Here is a 21575-nt window from a genome sequence, read left to right on the forward strand (position 1 = left end):
ATTAAATCCGGGCTGCTCTAAAAAACAGGAGCAGACCATATGCTCTGCTCTCTGTCCTGGTCAATTCTTATACGCAACCGCCTTCGGTATATAGATGACTTGCCCTTCATGGACGTTCTGGTTCGACTCCAACTCATTACTGAAAAGTATGGATTGAACCGTAACATCATAACGTTGAGCCAAGTCATCAAGCGTTTCCCCTTGCTGGACAATACAAACCTTCATCCTTACCAGCTCTTCTTCTTGTTTCCGACCGAATAAGTCCATGATGGAAAGCTGCTTTTCATCATGTTCAGCGGTTTCCTTATCATCACGTTCCACGGCTTGTTTCCTGCCTTTGAAATTTTTAACTTCCTTAGCTGGCGGCGCTGGTCTTTCCTTCTTTTTGAATAGATCGCTTATGGACGACGAATTTGCTTCCCCTTCATGTTCCATCTTCGCATGTTCATTAAGGATAGGACCCGCTGCAGCCTCAGCTTCTTCCTGCCGGATGACATCCTCGTTTTCGGGATTTGAAACAGGGCTATTCTCAACTGGGACACTTATATGATTGATTATATGATTTGGCTCTTCCACTGCTTCCTCTTCCATCAAAGTCTTTCTAGGAGTCTCGACTTTCTCCATAGTTTCCTGCCTGCTTACATTTTCCTCCTGCTTCTCCTCTTCCTTGGATGACATAGATACCTCTGCTGAATCAGGCTGATCACTTATAGAAAAATTCACTTCTTCCTGTCTGTGCACTTCCGTTTCCCACTCCTCCTCTTCAGGATATGGTGAAACGGGAATCTCAAAAACTGGGACATCATGCTGATCGCTTAAATAGATCGGTTCCTCTTCCTCTTCCTCGTTTGCTTCAGATACCCGTTTTGCCTCTGCAGAAAAAGGCGTGTATAACTCTTCCTCCTGCTCATCTCGGAAAACAGGCTGAAAATCTGGGATTGGCGGCACTGCAGCCGCATATGGAATATATGACTCGTTTTCACCGTCCGTTTCTTCTTGTTCCTCTGTTTCCCCAACTTCCTGATCCGTATCGAACCGTTCTTCCACATATGAATCATTATAAATTCCGGTTATCAACAAATCCGCCTGCAACTTCAAACAGTTATGTTCAGGCATGGCATAATCAAAGCTTTGAATCGAGACATCGATCTCCTCTAATGAGGCAATTCGATTATTCGGAATTGTTATATCAACCGGAAAACGGTGTGTGAACTCAGTAAGTCCATCAGGATGCCTCTCGACCTTTTGAACGGCTTTTGGCAAAAAGGTCTGCGAAAACTCCTCTTCCTCACCATTTTGCGAGTCTTTGTATTCACCGCATAAATCTAACGAGCCTCGTATAAAAACATATTGATCACTTTCTTGAATCGTCACATTTGGATCCAGAGAAATGGAAAATAACTCAGCCACTTCCTGTCCCTTCTGGAACCAAACGGATTCCTCTAAAGAAAATCGTAAATACGATTCATTTTCTTGCGACAAGACAACTCCTCCTTTCAGCTTCAGGAAACGGTACCTATACCAATATCAATCTATGAAGAAAGCAAGCTGATTATTCCTTCATTTCATTTGCAGCCATCCAAACCTTATTTTTACTGAACCATGATAAGGAGTAGAACTTTACTTTTTCAGGCTAAAATCCATGTCGATTGGATCAATCAGACTTAAACCATTTTAATTCGGCCTACTGCCAATTAATTTGTCCTTCAACCCTTTAATTCGGCCTTCAACCATTTAATTTCTCCTTCAACCATTTAATTCCTCCTTCAACCATTTTTTCGGCCTTCTTCCACTTACTGATTGAATCAAAAAAAAACAGGCTACCATTCTCCAAAGGTTTTTGGAAAAATGGTAGCCTGTTAATAATTTTAATAGTGTCATGAAGCCTCATTTTTTTAATTTTGCAAAGGCCTGTTCTGCCGCTGTGATGGTCTTTTCGATATCTTCATCACTATGTGCAGTGGAAAGGAATAAACCTTCAAACTGGGACGGCGGCAAGTAGATGCCTTGATTCGCCATTTCCCTATAGTAAGAAGCAAAGAACTCTAAATCTGATGTTTTTGCTGTATCATAATTGATTACTTCTTCATCCGTAAAGAATAGTCCAATCATGGAACCGGCACGGTTGAATGTATGGGGAACTCCGTACTTTTTCGCTGCTTCTCCGATGCCTTTTTCAAGCATATCACCTTTTCGGGTGAACTCTTCATAAGATTCTGGAGTCAATTGGCTCAGCGTTTCAAGACCAGCCGTCATGGCCAGAGGGTTACCTGACAATGTTCCTGCTTGATAGATTGTCCCGCTCGGGGCAATTCGTTCCATGAATTCGCGCTTGCCTCCGAAAGCTCCGACCGGTAAGCCGCCGCCAATTACTTTCCCAAGGCAAGTCAGGTCCGGTACGATGCCAAAATAGCCTTGTGCACAGTTATAACCGACACGGAAACCTGTCATAACTTCGTCAAAGATCAATAGAGCCCCGTATTGGGTCGTCACTTCACGTAAGCCTTCGAGGAAACCTGGTTGCGGCGGAACTACGCCCATGTTCCCTGCAACAGGTTCTACGATGATACACGCGATGTCTTCGCCAAATTGTTCAAACGCATATTTGGTTGCTGCAAGATCATTATATGGTACGGTAATCGTATTTTTCGCAATGCCTTCCGGTACTCCCGGACTATCCGGCAAACCTAATGTGGCAACGCCGGAACCTGCTTTGATTAGCAATGAATCGCCATGTCCATGATATGAACCTTCGAATTTAAGGATTTTATCCCGACCTGTAAAGCCTCTCGCCAACCTTAGCGCACTCATCGTCGCTTCGGTTCCTGAAGACACCATCCGGATCATCTCAATCGAAGGCACCCGGTCAATGACCAACTTAGCCAGTTCATTCTCAATCAGCGTAGAGGTTCCGAAGCTTGTACCTGATTCCGCTACCTTTTTCAATGCTTCAACGACATGGTCATTCGTGTGACCCAGGATAAGCGGTCCCCATGAAAGAACATAGTCTATATATTCATTGCCATCGATATCATACATTTTTGAGCCTTTTCCACGCTCCATGAAAATGGGATCCATGTCCACGGATTTGAAGGCACGTACAGGGCTGTTCACGCCGCCTGGCATCAATTTTTTTGCTTCGGCAAACGCTTGTTTCGATTTTTCATATGACCGCATGATTCAATCCCCTTTTCCATTACAGGTTTTATTTGTTAATCATCTTTGATTATCTTCGTTTATCCAGCGTGCTACTTCTTTTGAGAAATACGTAATGATCAAGTCGGAACCTGCGCGTTTCAATCCTGTCAGCATTTCCATCACTATCGCTTTTTCATCAATCCAGCCATTTTGGGCAGCAGCTTTGACCATTGAATATTCACCGCTCACATTGTAGGAAACAACGGGAAGATTAAAGTTATTCTTAACGTCCCTGATAATGTCCATGTAGGAAAGGGCTGGTTTCACGATTAAGAAATCCGCACCTTCAGCAACATCGGATTCAGCTTCACGGAATGCTTCAAGGCGATTGGCAGGATCCATTTGGTAAGTTTTCCTGTCGCCAAATTGCGGCGCGCCATTCGCTGCATCACGGAATGGGCCGTAAAAAGCCGAAGCATATTTCACTGCATAGGACATGATCGGAATATCTTCATAGCCAGCTTCATCCAAGCCTGCACGGATGGCCGCAACGAAACCGTCCATCATATTGGAAGGGGCAATGATATCGGCACCGGCCTCAGCCTGGCTGATCGCCGTTTTGGCAAGAAGGTCAAGGGAAGCGTCATTCAGGATCTTTTCCCCTTCAACGACCCCGCAATGGCCATGGCTTGTATACTCACAAAGACATGTATCAGCAATGACAATGACTTCAGGATATTGTTTTTTGATATAGCGGGTTGCCTCTTGCACAAGTCCGTTATGGTGAAATGCTCCTGTGCCTTGTTCGTCTTTATCATGAGCAAAAGGGACACCGAATAAAATGACTGACTTAATGCCCAGACTTACGACTTCATCCATTTCAGCCCCAAGGTTATCCATGGATAACTGATATATACCCGGCATCGAGTTGATTTCATTTTTTACATTTTCACCGTCAATGACGAAGATCGGATAGATCAAATCCTCTTTATGCAATTGTGTTTCACGGACTAAAGCCCTCATACCAGCACTTGCACGCAAGCGACGGTGGCGATTGAATGGAATGTTTTTCATTTTGAAGTTCCTCCCTTATTATTTCTTTTTACTTATGAAGCGTATTAAATCCGCAACCATGGCATCCGTCGTATAAACATCTGGACAAACATCAACGTGTAGCGCATTTTTTTCAGCCGTTCTAGCGGCAATCGGCCCGATGCATGCGATGATGATCCGGTCTATGTATGTATCCAAATCATGGCGTTCCATGATACGTAAAAAATGATTGACCGTCGAAGAGCTCGTAAAGGTTATGATGTCAATTTCATGATTCGTTATAAGTTTCACGAGTCTTTCTTCACTGCTTCCGGGAAGCACGGTATGATAAATTATCACTTCATCACAGGATGCACCAGTTTCATTGATTGCCTCCGCAATAACCGCCCTCGCGAGATTCCCTTTTGCCAGCAATACACGCGAACCGGAATCAAGCAGGGTAATGAACTCCGAAACAAACCCTTCGGCAACAAACTGAGCTGGAACGAAATCCGCCCTATATCCATGTCGTTTCAGGGCCGCTTCTGTTTTAGAGCCGATAACGGCTATTTTCGGAAGCATTAAAGGCTGTTCACCAATAAGTTTAAAGAAGAAATCCACTCCATTTTGACTGGTGAGAATTATCCAGTCATAGGTATGCAGCTCATCTAACCGCTCTTGAACAACTTCCATATGATCAGGAAGAGTGAACTCAAGCAATGGCACAAGAAGCGGCGTTCCGCCATTTTTATCGATCGAATCTTTTAAACCATCTGCCTGCCCTTTCCCTCTGGTGATTAATACCCGATAATCCTTAAGAGGTTGAAAGGGATTCATTACTGATCAAGCTCCTCTTTTACGCGATCAATCAATTCTTTACCGCCCATTTCACTTATCTGTTTGGCAGCATCATGCCCAACCGTCTCGGGATCAGCCCCCTCAACCATTTCTTTATAAATCACTTTTCCATCCGGAGAAGCGACCAAAGCCGTCAAGGAAACGAATCCATTATCTTTCGCTACCGCAAATCCGGCAATCGGCACCTGGCATCCGCCTTCCATTTTATCCAAAAAGGCACGTTCCGCTTCAACCGTTCTTTTCGTTTTTTCACAGGTTAATTTCTCAAGTTCAGCCAGCAGTTCTTTGTCGTCTTCGCGGCATTCAATGGAAAGTGCCCCTTGTCCAACTGCAGGAATGCAAATATCTTCATCTAAAAATTCCGATACGATGTCCTGCTCCCATCCCATTCTTGATAGTCCGGCTGCTGCTAAAATGATGGCATCATAATCTTCCGTGTTCAGCTTATTGAGACGGGTATCGATATTCCCGCGAATCCATTTAATTTCAAGATCCGGCCTTCTAGCCAAAATTTGAGCGCCGCGGCGCAAGCTGCTTGTACCTATAATGGAACCGGGCTTCAGTTCAGAAAGGGTTTCATGGTTCTTTGAAATCAAGGCATCCCGATGGTCCTCCCTCGGTGGTATGCAGCCGATCGTCAAGCCTGGAGGCAGCACCGCCGGCATATCTTTCATACTATGTACAGCCATATCTATTTCTTTATCCAGCATCGCTTGTTCGATTTCTTTAACGAATAAGCCTTTTCCGCCTACCTTGGAAAGCGTTACATCAAGGATTTGGTCACCCTTTGTGACAATTTCCTTCACCTCGAACTCGTATGGAACCCCAAGCTCTTTAAGTTGATCGATTACCCAGTTCGTTTGGGTGATCGCTAATTTACTACGTCTAGAACCAACAATTATTTTTCTCATAGTTTCCTCCTATGTATTCCAAAAGTGGAATGTTGAAAGGCTTCCGAAAAGGAAAAAGTTAATTAACACAATCATGAAAGATCCAATATTCAGAAAGGCTAGGGTCCTTCCATACATTTGTTTCCGAATTTTCAAGTATAAAAACATACTGTAAGCGATGAGCAAAATGAATGAACCGATGATCTTCATATCCAGCCAGGATACCCCAGGCACTTTTATATAAGCCCATTGAATCCCCAAGATAAGGGAGACCACTAATAATGGAACACCTATTACTGCGAGGACATAAGACATTTGCTCGAGCTTCGTTAAATCGCCGAGTCGAAGCAGCCGTTTCCCCCACTTCTTCCGTTTAAGTAAATCATATTGAATTAAGTAGAGAAGGGAAAAAACGAAAGAAAGCGTGAATGCCCCATAAGATAGGATGGCAAAAGTGATATGTATGAGCAATAGCTCTGAAACCAGACGCTGTGCAAGCACTTGAGATTCTATCTGAACAGGTGCAAAGGTATGGATGGCCATAACCATAAAACCTAATACGTTCGTAAAAAAGACCGTAAAATCGACTCTTAGCAATCGGTTAATGATTAAAGATAACGATATGAGGACCCATGCATAAAAATATAAGCCTTCAAAAATCGTCAATACCGGGAACCTTCCCGTTTTCAATACATACAGAAATAAAAAAATTGTTTGCAGTACCCAAACAATAGAAAGCAACCAGAAGGCGACCTTATTCGCCTTCTGGTTATTATTAAGGAAGTCAATAAAGTATAAAAGCATACTGATGGCATACAACAATACAGTGGCTTCATGCAATCTTGTCATTAGTAATTCCATATTTACCTCATTACTGGACAGGAACTGGATTCAATAGGGATGCCTTGGAGCTGTTCATTTCTTTTTCATCATCCGCTACCAGCTGGTCTTCAATCAAGTCCTCTAAATGAAAGATTTTCACGAAATTATTTAATTGCTCTTTTGCATTCGGCTCATCCGCAAGCTCTTTTGCATAAAGAATCGGATCTTTTAGCATTTGGTTGATGATGCTCTTCGTATGCTTGTTCAGAACCTTTTTGTCCCGTTCGCTTAAATGAGGAAGCTTTCTTTCGATGCTTTCCATCGTTTCCTGTTGTATTGATAGGGATTTTTCCCGTAAAGAAGAAATGACAGGAACCACACCAAGCAAATTAATCCATTGATTGAAGTCCACAATTTCAGATTCGATCATCAATTCTATTTTCTCGGCAGCTTTTTTGCGCTCTTCGATATTCGCTTGCACGATCCCTTCAAGATCGTCAATGTCATACAAGAAGATATTTTCAAGCTCCGCCAATGTTGGATCAAGGTCACGAGGCACTGCGATATCCACCATGAAAATAGGACGGCCTTTACGAAGCTTATTCACGTATGTCATCATTTCTTTTGTTACTAGAAGATCCTTTGAACCAGTGGAGGTAATCAGGATATCCGCTTCCACTAAAGCGCATTGCAGCTCTTGAAGCTGTTTCGCTGTACCATTGAATCTCTCCGCCAAGTCGACCGCTTTCTGAAAGGTGCGGTTAATGACTGTGATGCTGTCAGCGCCATTACTATGCAGATTCTGAATGGCTAACTCACCCATCTTACCGGCCCCAAGAATCAAGACGTTCTTGCCGTTCAGGCCTCCAAAGATTTTTTTTGCAAGCTCGACTGCCGCATAGCTGACAGAAACGGCATTCGTATTGATATCCGTTTCTGAATGAGCCTTTTTAGCTAATGTAATGGCTTGCTTGAAGAGATGGTTAAAAACGGTGCCGATCGTATCATCCTTCTGTCCTAACATATAGCTTGTACGCACTTGTCCCAAAATCTGGGTTTCCCCCAGTATCATGGAATTCAAGCCGCAGATAACTGAAAATAAATGCTCGACTGCCCCATCGCCTTCATAGATGAACAGGTATTTAGAAAATTCTTCTTTATCGATGTTAAACCATTCCGAAAGAAATTCCTTTATATAATACCGGCTCGTATGAAGCTGGTCACCGACCGCATATATTTCTGTTCTGTTGCATGTTGAAATAATAATGTTTTCCAAGATGCTTTTTTTATTTTTAAGAGCTTTCATTGCCTCGGCAAGTTCGGCTTCGTTAAACGATAGTTTTTCCCGAATTTCAACAGGGGCAGTTTTGTAATTAATACCAACCGCTAGAATATGCATCCTTTTGTTTTGCACCCCCAAAATTTTTCATGTAAATTTATTATACCATGTACTAAAATGGATACACGTAAATAATATGAACAGTTTATGAAAACGTATGCTACCATGAAAAGACGCCAAAACGCCTGAATTGCTCCAAAAGGTGTCTAAGCGGGATTTGTAAGTTACATACATATTTCGACATTGTGTACAAAAGTACCATATCAAAAATGGCAAAGAACTTCAAGTAATCGAATTGAATAGGAGGATAAAATGAAAACGCAACGTATTTTCCCCGGAACCGTTTTAATCGGTTTCGGACTCTATTTTTTTCTTGAACATTCCCAAATGGAAATCTTTCCAGGCTTTTATAGCTGGCCCACTTTATTATGCATAGTCGGTGCCGCCTTCTTGGTTCAGGCCTATAGCGGTAATGAATATGAATCCATCCTGCCAGGCGTCATCCTACTGGGGTTCGGGGCTCACTTCCATATCGTAGCAAACCTTGATATTTGGCCGGATAATATAGGTATCTTTATTTTAATCATCTCACTGGGATTTATTCTCCGGGCACGTAAAACAAATTCTGGAATGTTTCACGGGATGGTATTATTCATCATCTCGATCCTTTTCTTGTTCTATGATAAAATCACAACGTCTTTCGGGATTGTTGAAACAAATACGGCTAACATCGAAAGGTTTTGGCCATTTGCCTTGATGGCAATCGGCATCTACTTTTTGGTTCGAAAAAAGTAAAACTTCAGCCGAGTCGCATTTCATGCGAATTTCATAATGAAAAAGGGTATTCCAAATGCGGAATACCCTTTTCTTTTACATATATTTCTTAAGGACGCCCCAGGCTTGTTCCTTACCTTCGCCTGTTTCACCCGAGAAAAGAAGCAATTCATCTTCTCTTTCCATATTTAACGTTTGGCGTGTTATTTTCAAGTGCTTCTGCCATTTGCCTTTTGGAATTTTATCCGCTTTTGTTGCAATTACGATCCTGGGCAGGTCATAATGCTTCAGGAATTCATACATTGCGATATCATCCTTTGTAGGCGGATGACGCAAATCGACGATCAGAAGCGCAGCGCGGAGCTGATCACGGGAAGTGAAGTACGTTTCGATCATCCTTCCCCAAGCATCACGCTCCGTTTTTGAAACCTTTGCATAGCCATAACCCGGTACATCAACAAAATGGATTGCTTCATTTATGATGTAAAAATTCAAGGTCTGCGTTTTACCCGGTTTAGAGGATGTGCGCGCCAAGTTTTTTCGATTGATCATTTTGTTGATGAAACTGGATTTCCCAACATTGGAACGGCCCGCCAAGGCAAATTCCGGTATTGGAGTATTGGGATATTGTTCAGGCTTTACAGCGCTGATGACAATATCTGAACTTGTCACTTTCATTCGTTCACACCTACCAATGCATGCTCAAGGACTTCATCGACGTGTGAAACTGGAACAAATGTTAATGCTTTACGGACACTTTCCGGGATATCATCAATATCCTTTTCGTTATTTTGCGGGATGATGATTTTCGTAAGTCCTGCGCGATGGGCCGCTAAAGATTTTTCTTTAAGCCCGCCGATCGGAAGAACCCGTCCGCGTAATGTAATTTCGCCTGTCATGCCTACCTCTTTTCTGATCGGCCTATTAGTAAGGGCCGATATTAACGCTGTTGCAATCGTGATGCCTGCAGAAGGACCATCTTTAGGGACGGCACCTTCGGGGACATGAATATGAATATCATATTTTTCATGGAAGTTCGTATCAATATGAAGTTTTTCGGTTTTCGAACGGACATAACTGAAAGCAGCCTGGGCTGACTCTTTCATTACATCGCCAAGCTTTCCTGTCAGGATAAGCTTGCCTTTACCCGGTGACAAGGAAACCTCGATTTGCAGCGTATCGCCACCAACCGATGTGTAAGCTAAACCATTAGCTACTCCTACTTGGTTTTCGACTTCCGCCTGTCCATAATGGAACATGGTTTTCCCTAAAAACTCCTCGACATTCTTTTCAGAAATGACGACCCGCTTTTTATCTCCGGACACGATGATTTTTGCAGTCTTACGACAGATGCTTGCAAGCTGTCGCTCCAGACTCCGAACACCGGCTTCCCGGGTATAATAACGGATGATTTTGGTAAGTGCTTCCTCACGGATTTGCAATTGTGTCTTCATTAAACCATGGTTTTCCAACTGTCTTGGCAGTAAGTGATCCTTGGCTATATGAAGTTTCTCTATCTCAGTATAACCTGCAATCGAAATGATTTCCATACGATCACGAAGCGGGCCTGGAATAGATCCCAAATTATTCGCAGTCGCTATGAACATGACTTTGGAAAGATTATACGTTTCTTCAATATAATGATCACTGAAATTATGATTTTGCTCCGGATCGAGCACCTCCAGCATCGCTGCAGATGGATCTCCCCTAAAGTCATTGGACATCTTATCAACTTCGTCCAGTAAAAAGACAGGATTGATCGTTCCAGCTTTTTTCATGCCTTGGATGATCCTTCCCGGCATCGCCCCTACATATGTGCGGCGATGTCCGCGGATTTCTGATTCATCACGCACCCCGCCTAAAGATATACGGACGAAATTCCTATTCAGGGATGAGGCAATCGATTTAGCCAGACTTGTTTTCCCGACGCCGGGTGGTCCCACTAAGCAAAGGATCGGTCCCTTCAATGAATTGGTCAATTGCTGGACGGCTAAATACTCAAGCACCCGTTCTTTCACCTTTTCCAATCCATGGTGGTCCCTGTTCAGGATCTTTTCAGCTTTGTGAATATTCAAGTCATCTTTAGTCGCTTTGGACCAAGGAAGCGAGATCAACCATTCGATATAATTACGGATGACAGAACTCTCGGCAGAGCTTGACGGAACCTTTTCATAACGGTCCAATTCCTTTAATGCCGTTTCTTTAATATGCTCAGGCATATCCGCTTCTTCTATCTTTTCGTTGAGGACCTCAATTTCCCCTGTTTTTCCTTCTTTATCGCCCAATTCCTTTTGGATCGCTTTCATTTGTTCACGTAGGTAATATTCCTTTTGGGTCCGTTCCATCGAACGCTTAACACGCTGGCCAATTTTTTTCTCGAGAAAAAGAACTTCTTTCTCGTTATTGATGATTTCGATCACCCGGCTTAAACGCTTTTTCATATCAATGGTCTCAAGCACTTCTTGCTTCTCCTTCAATTTCAAAGGCAAATGGGAAGCGATTATATCCGCTAATCTCCCCGGCTCTTCAATATCGGAAGTGGACGAAAACGTTTCACCGGTTATTTTCTTGGACATTTTTATGTATTGTTCAAAATAATCCAGTAGGGTGCGCATTAATGCTTGATGTTCAGCATCCTTTTCATCACTGTCTTCATATATTTTAATCTTGGCACCATAATGTGTCTCATAATCGTAAAATTCAATGACCTCTGCCCGGTTCAATCCTTCCACTAACACCCGGATTGTACCATTCGGAAGCTTCAGCATCTGTTTTACCTTTGTTAAAGTTCCCATAGTAAATAAATCTTCTTCACCTGGTTCGTCCAACGAAACATCTTGTTGTGTCGTCAAAAATATAAGATGGTCTTCCACCATTGCTTTCTCAAGGGCTTGTACCGATTTATCTCGGCCTACATCTAAATGAAGTACCATTGTTGGATATACAAGCAGTCCTCTAAGCGGCAGGAGGGGGACGATGATTTCTTGATCAGTCATTTCCTGACACCTCCATCTAATTAGTATCGTCGTTGTAAACTATTTACCCATGTTCTCAACCTTTTAACAATTCTATCCTATTTATATAGAAGTGTCTATTCGTTTACCTTAACACGTTTCGACTGCTATTATTATCTCCAATATTAGATAAAAAAGCACGTCTTAACAGTGTTTATTTTTTTGTTAGGTTTATGGAAGACCCCCATTATGGTCCTTAAAATGCCCCGGTTCTGTTTTAATCCGGGGCATTTCCTTTATACGCTTTCTTTTTTCGATAGGTCTAAGGATGTGAGAATTTGTTCCGACATCAGTTCCTTTTTCAGTGCCTGATCCAGCACTTCTTTCACATTCGAAACTGTAATGATTTCTATATCCTTGATCTCAGATAGCAGCGGCTGCATGTTATCGGCAGGGATGATTACTTTCTTTGCCCCGGCAAGTTTTGCTGCCTTGATTTTCGGAATGACTCCGCCGATCGGTTTAACACCGCCATGAATGCTAATTTCTCCAGTCATCGCTAATGTGTGATCTACAGGGATTTTATAAATGGCCGAGTAAATGCCTGTTGCCATTGCAATTCCAGCAGAAGGACCATCTACAGGACTTCCGCCCGGAAAGTTGACATGGATATCGAATTGATCGGCAGGCACTCCCATCGATCGTAAAACCGTAATCACATTTTCAATCGAACCTTTTGCCATGCTTTTGCGGCGAATCGACTTGCCATTCCCACCGCCAATACTCTCTTCTTCGACAATGCCGGTAATATTAATCGAACCTTTTTCATCAGGGGCGGCCATGACCATGACCTCGATTTCCAGCAATGCCCCGCTGTTGGGACCGTAGACTGCAAGACCGTTGACAAGGCCTATTTTAGAATTTGATTCTATTTTCCTGTCCATCCTTTGGGTAAGTTGGCTGCTATGTGCCATCCAATCAATATCTTCTTCTCTGATAAAAGTCCTGTTTTCATTAATTGATATTCCTGCAAGAGTCTGAATCATGTTGACAGCTTCCCTGCCATTTCGGGCATAATCCGAAATCGACTGCAAGCCTTTTTCACTGATGGTAATTCCAACTTTATCGGAGGCATTCTTAGCCACAGTGATTATTTCTTCCCTGTCAAGTTCACGAAAAAACACTTCTATGCATCTCGAGCGTATCGCAGGTGCGATTTCATTTGGCGTTCTTGTTGTGGCCCCAATCAATCGAAAGTCAGCCGGAAGTCCATTTTTAAAAATATCATGGATGTGAGTGGGAATACTTTGATTTTCCTCTTGGTAATAGGCACTTTCCAGAAAGACCTTGCGATCCTCCAATACCTTCAACAGTTTATTCATCTGTATTGGATGAAGCTCCCCTATTTCATCTATGAACAGTACGCCCCCATGAGCATTGCTTACTGCACCTTGCTTTGGCTGCGGAATGCCAGCCTGTCCCATCGCCCCGGCCCCTTGATAGATTGGATCATGCACAGAACCAATCAGCGGATCGGCAATCCCCCGTTCATCGAACCTGGCGGTGGTGGCATCCAGTTCAACAAACACTGCCGAATTCTTAAAAGGGGACTTACCATTTTTCTTAGCCTCTTCCAAAACAAGCCTGGCCGCTGCTGTTTTCCCCACCCCAGGAGGACCATAAACTATCACATGCTGGGGATTTGGTCCACATAAGGCAGCCTTTAAAGATTTAATGCCATCTTCCTGACCGATGATTTCATTAAATGTGCTTGGTCTAACCTTCTCCGCCAATGGCTCTGTTAACGAAATCGATCTCATCTTCCGTAATTGGTCCATTTCCTTACGTGAATCACGGTCAATGGAAACTTTTTGTGTCCGCTGGCCTTTCAATAAGTTCAAAAAATACAATCCAATAATGATCCCAAAAAACAGCTGGATAAACAACGCCAATCCTGTCCAATTCATCGTATTCCCTCCTGCACTCTCCAAGTTTGTCATTTCTGTTAGTATCTCCTTTGGAAGGGCGAAATTATCCAAAAATTTCGTGTTGTAAATTTTGGGGTTTTCATCTTAAAGAACAGTATTTTCTCAATAAACATAAAAAAAGACAAAAGAAAAAAAGACTGCCAGGATGAACTGGCAGTCTTACTTTTCCTATAAATTAAGCAGATGTTTTCTTTCCTTGTCCTTTGATGGTTGTACCGTCTTTAAGGACGAGCTTTGGAGATTCATTTTTCGAAATCGTGCTGCCTGTGATTACACATTTCGCAACATCATCACGTGAAGGCAGATCGAACATAACTTCAAGAATGATACCTTCAATGATGGAACGCAGACCACGTGCACCAGTTTTACGTTCAATTGCCTTTTTAGCAATTTCACTTAGCGCTTCCTGTTCGAATTCCAATTCAACATCGTCAAGCTCAAGCAATTTTTGATATTGCTTAACAAGGGCATTTTTCGGCTTTGTCAGGATTTCAATCAAAGCAGCTTCATCCAATTGCTCAAGAGTCGCAATTACCGGAAGACGCCCGATGAATTCCGGAATTAAACCGAAACGAAGCAAGTCTTCAGGAAGAACTTTTGAAAGCAATTCTTTTTCTGCAATATCATCCTTTTTCACGTCAGAGCCAAAACCAATGACTTTTTGACCAAGACGGCGTTTGATGATCGGTTCGATGCCATCAAATGCACCGCCACAGATGAACAAGATATTGGTCGTATCGATTTGGATGAATTCTTGATGTGGGTGTTTACGTCCACCCTGAGGCGGTACGCTTGCAACCGTTCCTTCAAGAATTTTCAATAAAGCTTGTTGCACACCTTCACCGGACACGTCACGTGTAATGGAAGGATTCTCTGATTTACGGGCAACTTTATCAATTTCATCAATATAAATGATGCCTTTTTCCGCTTTTTCCACATCATAATCAGCTGCTTGGATCAATTTTAGAAGGATGTTTTCAACATCTTCCCCAACATATCCAGCTTCTGTCAATGAAGTCGCATCAGCAATTGCAAAAGGAACATTCAGTAATCGCGCCAATGTTTGCGCAAGAAGGGTTTTCCCGCTTCCAGTCGGTCCGATCAAGGCAATGTTACTTTTAGAAAGCTCAACATCGTCGACTTTGCTATTGGAATTGATACGTTTATAATGATTGTAAACAGCGACAGCCAAAGACTTCTTCGCCTGTTCTTGTCCAATCACATATTCGTCAAGAATTTCACGGATTTCCATAGGTTTAGGCACATCTCTGAATTCTACTTCTTCATCAGTCCCCAACTCTTCTTCGACGATCTCCGTACAAAGCTCGATACACTCGTCACAAATATATACACCTGGACCAGCAACCAGTTTACGGACTTGTTCTTGTGTTTTACCGCAAAAAGAACATTTTAACTGTCCTTTTTCATCATTAAATTTAAACATGTACGTTCACCCCTTCAAATACTCTTCCAACTCTATTACATAGCGGTACCCGATTGTAAAAAAACCGGGCACACACCTACTTAAGCATTCCAAAATCCCTAGCATGTTTTGCATTTTATCATGTTCTAGGAAGTTTAGTAACAAAAATGCTCACGCGTCCGAGTTGTAAATATGTACAATAATCAATCAATATGTATTTGCCCTTTACCAGTATGCCCAAAACTTTTGATTTTTAAAATCAGGATTTGCTGTATAAATATGTATATGCGGTATTAGAACTAATCTACACTGAAATTCAAAAAAAATCAATCAGGAACTTACCGATATTTGAAATTTCCACTAATTCTCAATATGTATAAAACAAGGCACGATTACTCGCGCCTTGTTTTTTAAGGAAATATTTAAATCTACTTATTTATAAAAATTATTTTGCGTCAACTGTTTTGCTGTTTTCTACCAAGAAGTCAATAGCTTTCTTAATTTTAAGATCGCCTTTGATTCCTTCTAAGTTTCCAAGAGCTTGTTTGATCGCTTCAATTTCCATATTGTACATTGTAGCCATTTGTCCAAGTTCAGCTTCTACATCTTCGTCAGTCGCTTCAAGTTTTTCAACTTCAGCGATTGCTTCAAGAGTCAGGCTCGTACGAACTTGTCCTTCAGCTTCTTCTTTCATTTGTGCTTTTAAAGCTTCTTCGTCTTGACCTGAGAATTGGTAGTAAAGTTCCAAATTAAGTCCTTGAGATTGAATGCGTTGAGAGAACTCATTCATCATGCGGTCCACTTCGTTTGAAATCATTGCTTCAGGAACGTCCATTTCTGCGCCTTCAACAGCTTTACCAATTACAGTGTTTTGTATGAAGTTTTCTTCTTCGTGTTTTTTGTCATGCTCTAATTTATGTTTTGTTTTTTCTTTAAGTTCAGCCAAAGTTTCCACTTCGTCGTCGACATCTTTCGCGAACTCATCATCCAACTCAGGAAGTTGTTTAGTTTTGATTTCATGAATTTTCACTTTGAATACAGCTGGTTTACCTGCAAGTTCAGCAGCATGATATTCTTCAGGGAAAGTAACTTCGATATCTTTTTCAGCGCCAGTTTCAAGACCAACAAGCTGCTCTTCAAATCCTGGAATGAAAGAGTTTGAACCGATTTCCAATGAATGGTTTTCTGAAGCTCCGCCTTCGAATGCTTCACCATCAACGAATCCTTCAAAGTCAAGAACGACTGTATCGCCGTCAGCAGCTTGTCCTTCTTCTTTAACAACAAGCTCAGCTTGCTTCTCTTGCAAAGTTTTCAATTCGTTTTCAACATCTTCGTCAGTTACTTCAGTATTGAATTTTTCAACTTCAACACCTTTGTAATCTCCCAATTTAACTTCAGGCTTAACTGTTACAGTTGCAGTGAAGATCAGGTTTTCACCTTTTTCCATTTTCTCGATGTCGATTTCTGGACGATCTACAGGCTGGATTCCAGCTTCTTCGACAGCATTTGCATAAGCATCTGGAAGAATGATATCAAGCGCATCTTGGTATAGTGATTCTACGCCGAATTTTTTTTCGAACATTTGACGTGGCATTTTCCCTTTACGGAAGCCAGGTACATTTACTTGTTTCACTACTTTTTTGAAAGCTGCGTCTAAACCTTCGTTTACTTTTGCAGAGTCAACTTCAATTGTTAGTACGCCTTGATTACCTTCTTGTTTTTCCCATTTTACAGACATGTGTTTCCCTCCAAAAAATCTATATACTTCAATAATAAGCATTGGATGAATATGCTTTGCAAGTGTAACAAGTCATCCCTCAAATATACCCAAAAAAAATATTGGGAAATCGTCAAAACCTGACGATTATACATTACAACCACTACATTATACCACAGGTTTAATCTGTTACAACAGCAATAGCTTAAATAATGGGATAAGAAATTTCCTCAATTTCTTTTAAATAGGATAGGATATCCGCAACGGTTTCTTCATCAGCCAGATAAAGGTCAGCCAAGTCACTCCCAAAAACTTCCCCAGTCATGTATTCTTCCGCTAAGGCATGATAGGCTGCTGCCCACGCCGCAAATCTTTCAGGTCCAGGTTCAAAGGGATACAATATAAAGGAATGACGGTCAATCAAACTATGGACCATTTCAAATAAGCTCGGATTTTCCTGACTGATTTCCTCTTCAGTCAGGCCGGTGACCTTCTTATAGAAGTCCGTCTCCTTCACACTTTTCAATTCCCTTGGTATGACCGACTTCGTTTGATTGAATTTCCTTAGTGTCACTTCCTCGTTATATTCCTGGTCAATAAGAATGTTAAGGAGCATCGTTTTAAAGAAAGGGTGTCCCTCATCATTTTGTAGAAATTGTACGATTTCCGGGATAAATGGTCGAATATTGATATTCGTTAGTTTTGAAATGACCATGAACATTTCATTATCCATTTTCCCTTCAAAAAGATCATTCTCCTGCAATTCCTCTGCAAGCTGCTGATTTTGCCTTTCCTTTTCTTCCTTTTTATCCTCAAGGGCCCTTTTACTGAACTGAAGCATCTTTTCGAAATGTTCCTCTTTATCAAAGGGAATTTGGCTCTCTTCAAATAGCAGCTCGATTGTCGTGACCATTTCCTGATGCTCGCCTAATTGCAGCAGTACCATCAAATAGATATTGATAAGTTGAAAATAGTCGCCTATGCCTTTATTCAGCATCTCTATACACAACTCTTTTGACTCCTCATAATACTCAAGTTCTACTAGTGAGACTACAAGCCCCATGCAAACTTCATCATTTTCGGGCTCATACTCCCTGGCTTGGCTGAAAAGCTGTGCAGCCGCTATAAAGTTTCTGTTCCCAAGCTCGTCAAGCCCTTTTGCAATCAGCCTTTCACCGAGATTTGGAAAGGCGATAATCTTGGTTTCTCCGGCCTTCTTTTGGTTGTTCTCATTATCCATCCTATTTTCCGCCTCACCGTTCGCTTTTTGAAAAACAGTTTAGCATGTAATAGCAGGAAACACAAAATTATATGGACGGATGAACGCCATTCCGTCTTAACCAGCTTCCTCAAAAAAAACCCGCATCCTTTCAAATGAAAGGATGACGGGAAAATGACATTCTTCAATTAAATACTCGATACAACCTTTTCTTGCGATTCATAGGCAGAAATCTTTTGATCATATTGCAGGGTTATCGAAATTTCATCCCAGCCCTTAATAAGCATTTCCTTCCAATATGGATGGATGTCAAAGCTTGTTTCAAACCCTTGACCATCTTTCAATGTCTGATTGGGAAGGTCGATAGTCAACTCATAATCAGTTGCCGACACCCTCTCCATTAAATACTTTACTTCAGCCTGGGTTAAAGCGATGGGGACCATGCCATTTTTCATGCAATTACTTTTAAAGATATCAGCATAAGACGGTGCGATGATGATATCGAATCCATAGTCTTTCAATGACCACGGAGCATGCTCACGAGAAGAACCGCAGCCAAAATTTTCACCTGCTATTAAAATGGACGCGTTTTTATTATGGGGCTGATTCAATTCAAAATCAGGACTTTCTTTTCCATTCTCATCAAAACGCCAGTTATAGAATAAAAATTCTCCAAATCCGCTTCGCTCAATCCGTTTTAAAAATTGCTTTGGAATGATTTGGTCCGTATCCACGTTTTTACGGTCAAGTGCCGCCGCTCTTCCTTTGTAAATAGTAATGGGTTCCATTCTCTGCACCTCCGGTTAATTCTTATTCTTAATGGACCTGTTCAGTTCTTTCCGAATTCCTGATATCGACAAATTTCCCATGAATGGCCGCCGCGGCAGCCATTGCCGGACTAACTAGGTGTGTCCTTGCACCAGCTCCTTGCCTGCCTTCAAAGTTCCGATTACTGGTGGAGGCACAATGCTCTCCGGCTGGAACCACATCAGGGTTCATGCTCAAGCACATGCTGCAACCTGATTCACGCCATTCAAAGCCCGCAGATTTGAAGATCTCATCCAATCCTTCATCTTCCGCTTGCCTTTTAACACTCTGTGAACCGGGAACGACCATCGCCCGAACTCCTTTTTGCACAGTCTTGCCATCGATCATTTCTGCGGCCTGCCGCAAGTCTTCAATGCGTGAGTTCGTACAAGATCCTATGAATACATGCTGAACGGGGATATCCGTGATTGGCATGCCTTCCTCAAGACCCATGTACTCAAGTGCCCGATTCAGCTCCTTAGAATCCATGATACCTTCCGCGAAGGTAGGTACCTTTCCGTCCACTCCACTAGCCATTCCAGGATTTGTACCCCAGCTGACCATAGGTGAAATCAGGCTGCCATCAAGAATGATTTCTTGGTCATATACAGCATCCTCATCACTTGAAAGTGACTTCCACTCCTGAACACATTGCTCGAACTCTTCTCCTTTCGGCAAATATTTACGACCTTTCAAATATGAGAAGGTTGTTTCATCAGGAGCAACCAGCCCCGCCCTTGCCCCGCCTTCAATCGACATATTGCAAACCGTCATTCTCTCTTCCATCGACATATCCCGGAAAACTTCCCCGCAATACTCAATGATGTGCCCAGTGCCGAAATCGACGCCAAATTTAGAAATCACATATAAAATGACATCTTTCGCCATCACACCGTGTCCAAGTTTGCCATTAACCTCAAGCTTTAATGTTTTCGGTTTTGTTTGCCAAAGGGTTTGTGTGGCCAAAACATGCTCAACTTCACTCGTACCGATTCCAAACGCAATCGATCCAAACGCACCATGTGTGGAAGTATGACTGTCACCGCATACAATCGTCATCCCTGGCTGTGTAAGCCCTAATTCCGGCCCGATAACGTGAACGATCCCTTGTTCCGGGCTGTCCAAATCAGCCAGGCGGATACCGAACTCCTTACAGTTTTGGTCTAGTGCCTCTAATTGCTTTCTAGCAATATCATCCTCGATGAAATAGCGATTAACGGTTGGTACATTATGATCCATTGTCGCAAAAGTACGGTCTGGTCTCCTGACTGTGCGTCCTTTTAATCTCAATCCTTCAAATGCTTGCGGAGATGTCACTTCATGAATATATTGAAGGTCTATATAAATCAAATCCGGTTTATTTTCCTCTTCATTTACAATATGACGATCCCATATTTTCTCTATTATCGACTTTCCCATCTTATCCCACCTCGATCAATCTTATATTTTTTTAAAAAACACGGCCTAATATTAGGCCGTGAAAGAAGTTTATGCGTAAGCTCCCATGATATTGGAAATGGCTTCCTGGTCTAAAAGATTGGCTTTTATTTCTGCAATCATCTCTGAAGTAGACGTAATAATTGGTTGGCCATTTGCGATATCGCCTGTTCTCAAACCATAATCAAGGACCGTTTCCACTGCCTGCTCAACGGCATGTGCCTCATCTTCCAAGCCAAAGGACAAACGCAGCATGGACGCCGCTGATAAAATGGTCCCAATTGGATTAGCTAAGTTTTTGCCCGCAATATCAGGAGCAGAGCCATGAATCGGTTCATATAGATTAGGCCCTTCCGTTGATATGGAGGCGGAAGGAAGCATTCCAAGCGAGCCAGTCAATACAGACGCTTCATCGCTTAAAATATCACCGAACATATTCTCCGTCACGATAATATCAAATTGTTTCGGGTTTTTAATCAGTTGCATGGCTGCATTATCCACAAGCATGTGTTCAAGGATTACATCCGGATAGCCCTTGGCGATTTCTTCAGCCGTTTCACGCCACATCCTGCTAGATTCAAGAACATTCGCTTTATCCACGGATGTTACTTTTTTCTTGCGTTCCGATGCTAATTCAAAAGCAAGTTCAATGATGCGCTTCATTTCGCTTTTCTGATAGAAAAGGGTATCGACGACAGCTTCTTTCCCTTCTCTTTCAACGCGCTCACTTGGCTTACCGAAATACAGGCCGCCAGTTAGTTCCCTGACAATCACGAAATCAACATCTTCAATGAATTCCTTTTTAAGAGGAGAAGATTCCGACAAGCTGGAATAGTAGCTGATTGGACGGATGTTAGCATAAAGATTCAAATCTTTTCGGATTTTCAACAAACCACGTTCCGGTCTTAGGTGTGCAGGCTGGTCATCCCACTTAGGTCCTCCAACGGCACCCAATAATACCGCATCGCTGTTTTTACAAATCTCCACTGTTTCATCCGGCAAGGGGGAGCCTGTGTTATCGATGGCCCCGCCTCCAATCTCACCATATTGAAATTCAAAATCGTGTCCATATCTTTGGGCAACGGCTTCGAGGATTTCTACAGCGCCTCTTGTTACTTCTTTCCCGATGCCATCTCCTTGAAGCACCGCAATATTCCTTTTCATCGAAATCTCCCCT

The 21575-nt window shown here is 42.3% G+C and carries 17 protein-coding genes; 1 reads left to right on the forward strand and 16 read right to left on the reverse strand.

Going from position 1 to position 21575, the window contains the following annotated elements; translation table 11 throughout:
- Positions 1–60 precede the first annotated feature (60 nt).
- The 7 genes from ACFX4X_RS01865 to hemA all read right to left on the reverse strand — a co-directional run bounded on the left by ACFX4X_RS01865 (position 61) and on the right by hemA (position 8139).
- Positions 61–1482: a LysM peptidoglycan-binding domain-containing protein gene (locus ACFX4X_RS01865; RefSeq protein WP_377381166.1), complete on the reverse strand. Its 1422-nt coding sequence runs from the start codon at positions 1480–1482 to the stop codon at positions 61–63.
- A gap of 405 nt (positions 1483–1887) precedes the next feature.
- Entirely contained in the window at positions 1888–3177 is a 1290-nt protein-coding gene (gene hemL / locus ACFX4X_RS01870; RefSeq protein ID WP_089361673.1) for a glutamate-1-semialdehyde 2,1-aminomutase, read from the reverse strand.
- 39 nt (positions 3178–3216) lie between these two features.
- Positions 3217–4212 carry a porphobilinogen synthase gene (gene hemB / locus ACFX4X_RS01875; RefSeq protein WP_089361674.1) on the reverse strand — a complete coding sequence of 332 codons (996 nt, stop codon included), beginning with the start codon at positions 4210–4212 and terminating at the stop codon, positions 3217–3219.
- 18 nt (positions 4213–4230) lie between these two features.
- Positions 4231–5007 (reverse strand): uroporphyrinogen-III synthase, encoded by a 777-nt coding sequence (locus tag ACFX4X_RS01880; protein ID WP_377381170.1) that lies wholly within the window; start codon positions 5005–5007, stop codon positions 4231–4233.
- Positions 5007–5939 (reverse strand): hydroxymethylbilane synthase, encoded by a 933-nt coding sequence (hemC, locus tag ACFX4X_RS01885; RefSeq protein WP_125160074.1) that lies wholly within the window; start codon positions 5937–5939, stop codon positions 5007–5009. The genes ACFX4X_RS01880 and hemC overlap by 1 nt, the downstream gene beginning before the upstream one ends.
- 9 nt (positions 5940–5948) lie before the next feature.
- Complete coding sequence (locus ACFX4X_RS01890) at positions 5949–6779, reverse strand: cytochrome C assembly family protein (RefSeq protein ID WP_284470090.1); 831 nt, start codon at positions 6777–6779, stop codon at positions 5949–5951.
- A 10-nt stretch (positions 6780–6789) separates the two neighbouring features.
- On the reverse strand, positions 6790–8139 hold the full coding sequence (gene hemA, locus ACFX4X_RS01895; protein ID WP_061464271.1) for a glutamyl-tRNA reductase: 1350 nt from the start codon (positions 8137–8139) through the stop codon (positions 6790–6792).
- A gap of 252 nt (positions 8140–8391) precedes the next feature.
- Here hemA and ACFX4X_RS01900 point away from each other — a divergent pair, with 252 nt between their 5' ends.
- The gene (locus tag ACFX4X_RS01900; RefSeq protein WP_284470088.1) at positions 8392–8874 is read left to right on the forward strand and encodes a LiaI-LiaF-like domain-containing protein; all 483 of its coding nucleotides are present in this window, start codon (positions 8392–8394) and stop codon (positions 8872–8874) included.
- Between the two features lie 75 nt (positions 8875–8949).
- Here ACFX4X_RS01900 and yihA read toward each other — a convergent pair whose 3' ends face one another.
- The 9 genes from yihA to leuB all read right to left on the reverse strand — a co-directional run bounded on the left by yihA (position 8950) and on the right by leuB (position 21562).
- Positions 8950–9531 carry a ribosome biogenesis GTP-binding protein YihA/YsxC gene (yihA, locus tag ACFX4X_RS01905; RefSeq protein WP_061464273.1) on the reverse strand — a complete coding sequence of 194 codons (582 nt, stop codon included), beginning with the start codon at positions 9529–9531 and terminating at the stop codon, positions 8950–8952.
- A complete protein-coding gene (lon, locus tag ACFX4X_RS01910) occupies positions 9528–11849 on the reverse strand; it encodes an endopeptidase La (protein ID WP_061464274.1) in 2322 nt (773 codons plus the stop codon). Before lon ends, yihA begins: the two co-directional genes overlap by 4 nt.
- A gap of 254 nt (positions 11850–12103) precedes the next feature.
- Positions 12104–13774: an ATP-dependent protease LonB gene (gene lonB, locus ACFX4X_RS01915; protein WP_089361681.1), complete on the reverse strand. Its 1671-nt coding sequence runs from the start codon at positions 13772–13774 to the stop codon at positions 12104–12106.
- Positions 13775–13970: 196 nt separating this feature from the next.
- Entirely contained in the window at positions 13971–15239 is a 1269-nt protein-coding gene (gene clpX / locus ACFX4X_RS01920) for an ATP-dependent protease ATP-binding subunit ClpX (RefSeq protein WP_061464276.1), read from the reverse strand.
- Between the two features lie 424 nt (positions 15240–15663).
- Entirely contained in the window at positions 15664–16956 is a 1293-nt protein-coding gene (gene tig / locus ACFX4X_RS01925; protein ID WP_284470086.1) for a trigger factor, read from the reverse strand.
- Positions 16957–17140: 184 nt separating this feature from the next.
- Positions 17141–18175 carry a tetratricopeptide repeat protein gene (locus ACFX4X_RS01930; RefSeq protein WP_377381179.1) on the reverse strand — a complete coding sequence of 345 codons (1035 nt, stop codon included), beginning with the start codon at positions 18173–18175 and terminating at the stop codon, positions 17141–17143.
- 167 nt (positions 18176–18342) lie between these two features.
- On the reverse strand, positions 18343–18942 hold the full coding sequence (leuD, locus tag ACFX4X_RS01935) for a 3-isopropylmalate dehydratase small subunit (RefSeq protein ID WP_377381182.1): 600 nt from the start codon (positions 18940–18942) through the stop codon (positions 18343–18345).
- A 28-nt stretch (positions 18943–18970) separates the two neighbouring features.
- The gene (leuC, locus tag ACFX4X_RS01940) at positions 18971–20380 is read right to left on the reverse strand and encodes a 3-isopropylmalate dehydratase large subunit (RefSeq protein WP_377381185.1); all 1410 of its coding nucleotides are present in this window, start codon (positions 20378–20380) and stop codon (positions 18971–18973) included.
- A gap of 69 nt (positions 20381–20449) precedes the next feature.
- Positions 20450–21562 (reverse strand): 3-isopropylmalate dehydrogenase, encoded by a 1113-nt coding sequence (leuB, locus tag ACFX4X_RS01945; RefSeq protein WP_284470081.1) that lies wholly within the window; start codon positions 21560–21562, stop codon positions 20450–20452.
- Between the last annotated feature and the right edge of the window lie 13 nt (positions 21563–21575).

It is taken from the genome of Peribacillus sp. YIM B13481 (genome assembly GCF_042787985.1).
Taxonomy (GTDB): Bacteria; Bacillota; Bacilli; order Bacillales; family DSM-1321; genus Peribacillus; species Peribacillus simplex_A.

Bases quoted from the DNA above. Each gene is read 5' to 3' on its own strand.
- ACFX4X_RS01890 (WP_284470090.1), bottom strand. From the start codon at position 6,779: ATGGAATTACTAATGACAAGATTGCATGAAGCCACTGTATTGTTGTAT.
- yihA (WP_061464273.1), bottom strand. From the start codon at position 9,531: ATGAAAGTGACAAGTTCAGATATTGTCATCAGCGCTGTAAAGCCTGAA.
- clpX (WP_061464276.1), bottom strand. From the start codon at position 15,239: ATGTTTAAATTTAATGATGAAAAAGGACAGTTAAAATGTTCTTTTTGC.
- lonB (WP_089361681.1), bottom strand. From the start codon at position 13,774: ATGAATTGGACAGGATTGGCGTTGTTTATCCAGCTGTTTTTTGGGATC.
- tig (WP_284470086.1), bottom strand. From the start codon at position 16,956: ATGTCTGTAAAATGGGAAAAACAAGAAGGTAATCAAGGCGTACTAACA.
- ACFX4X_RS01880 (WP_377381170.1), bottom strand. From the start codon at position 5,007: ATGAATCCCTTTCAACCTCTTAAGGATTATCGGGTATTAATCACCAGA.
- hemL (WP_089361673.1), bottom strand. From the start codon at position 3,177: ATGCGGTCATATGAAAAATCGAAACAAGCGTTTGCCGAAGCAAAAAAA.
- leuD (WP_377381182.1), bottom strand. From the start codon at position 18,942: ATGGAACCCATTACTATTTACAAAGGAAGAGCGGCGGCACTTGACCGT.
- hemC (WP_125160074.1), bottom strand. From the start codon at position 5,939: ATGAGAAAAATAATTGTTGGTTCTAGACGTAGTAAATTAGCGATCACC.
- lon (WP_061464274.1), bottom strand. From the start codon at position 11,849: ATGACTGATCAAGAAATCATCGTCCCCCTCCTGCCGCTTAGAGGACTG.
- ACFX4X_RS01930 (WP_377381179.1), bottom strand. From the start codon at position 18,175: ATGGATAATGAGAACAACCAAAAGAAGGCCGGAGAAACCAAGATTATC.
- leuB (WP_284470081.1), bottom strand. From the start codon at position 21,562: ATGAAAAGGAATATTGCGGTGCTTCAAGGAGATGGCATCGGGAAAGAA.
- leuC (WP_377381185.1), bottom strand. From the start codon at position 20,380: ATGGGAAAGTCGATAATAGAGAAAATATGGGATCGTCATATTGTAAAT.
- hemA (WP_061464271.1), bottom strand. From the start codon at position 8,139: ATGCATATTCTAGCGGTTGGTATTAATTACAAAACTGCCCCTGTTGAA.
- hemB (WP_089361674.1), bottom strand. From the start codon at position 4,212: ATGAAAAACATTCCATTCAATCGCCACCGTCGCTTGCGTGCAAGTGCT.
- ACFX4X_RS01900 (WP_284470088.1), top strand. From the start codon at position 8,392: ATGAAAACGCAACGTATTTTCCCCGGAACCGTTTTAATCGGTTTCGGA.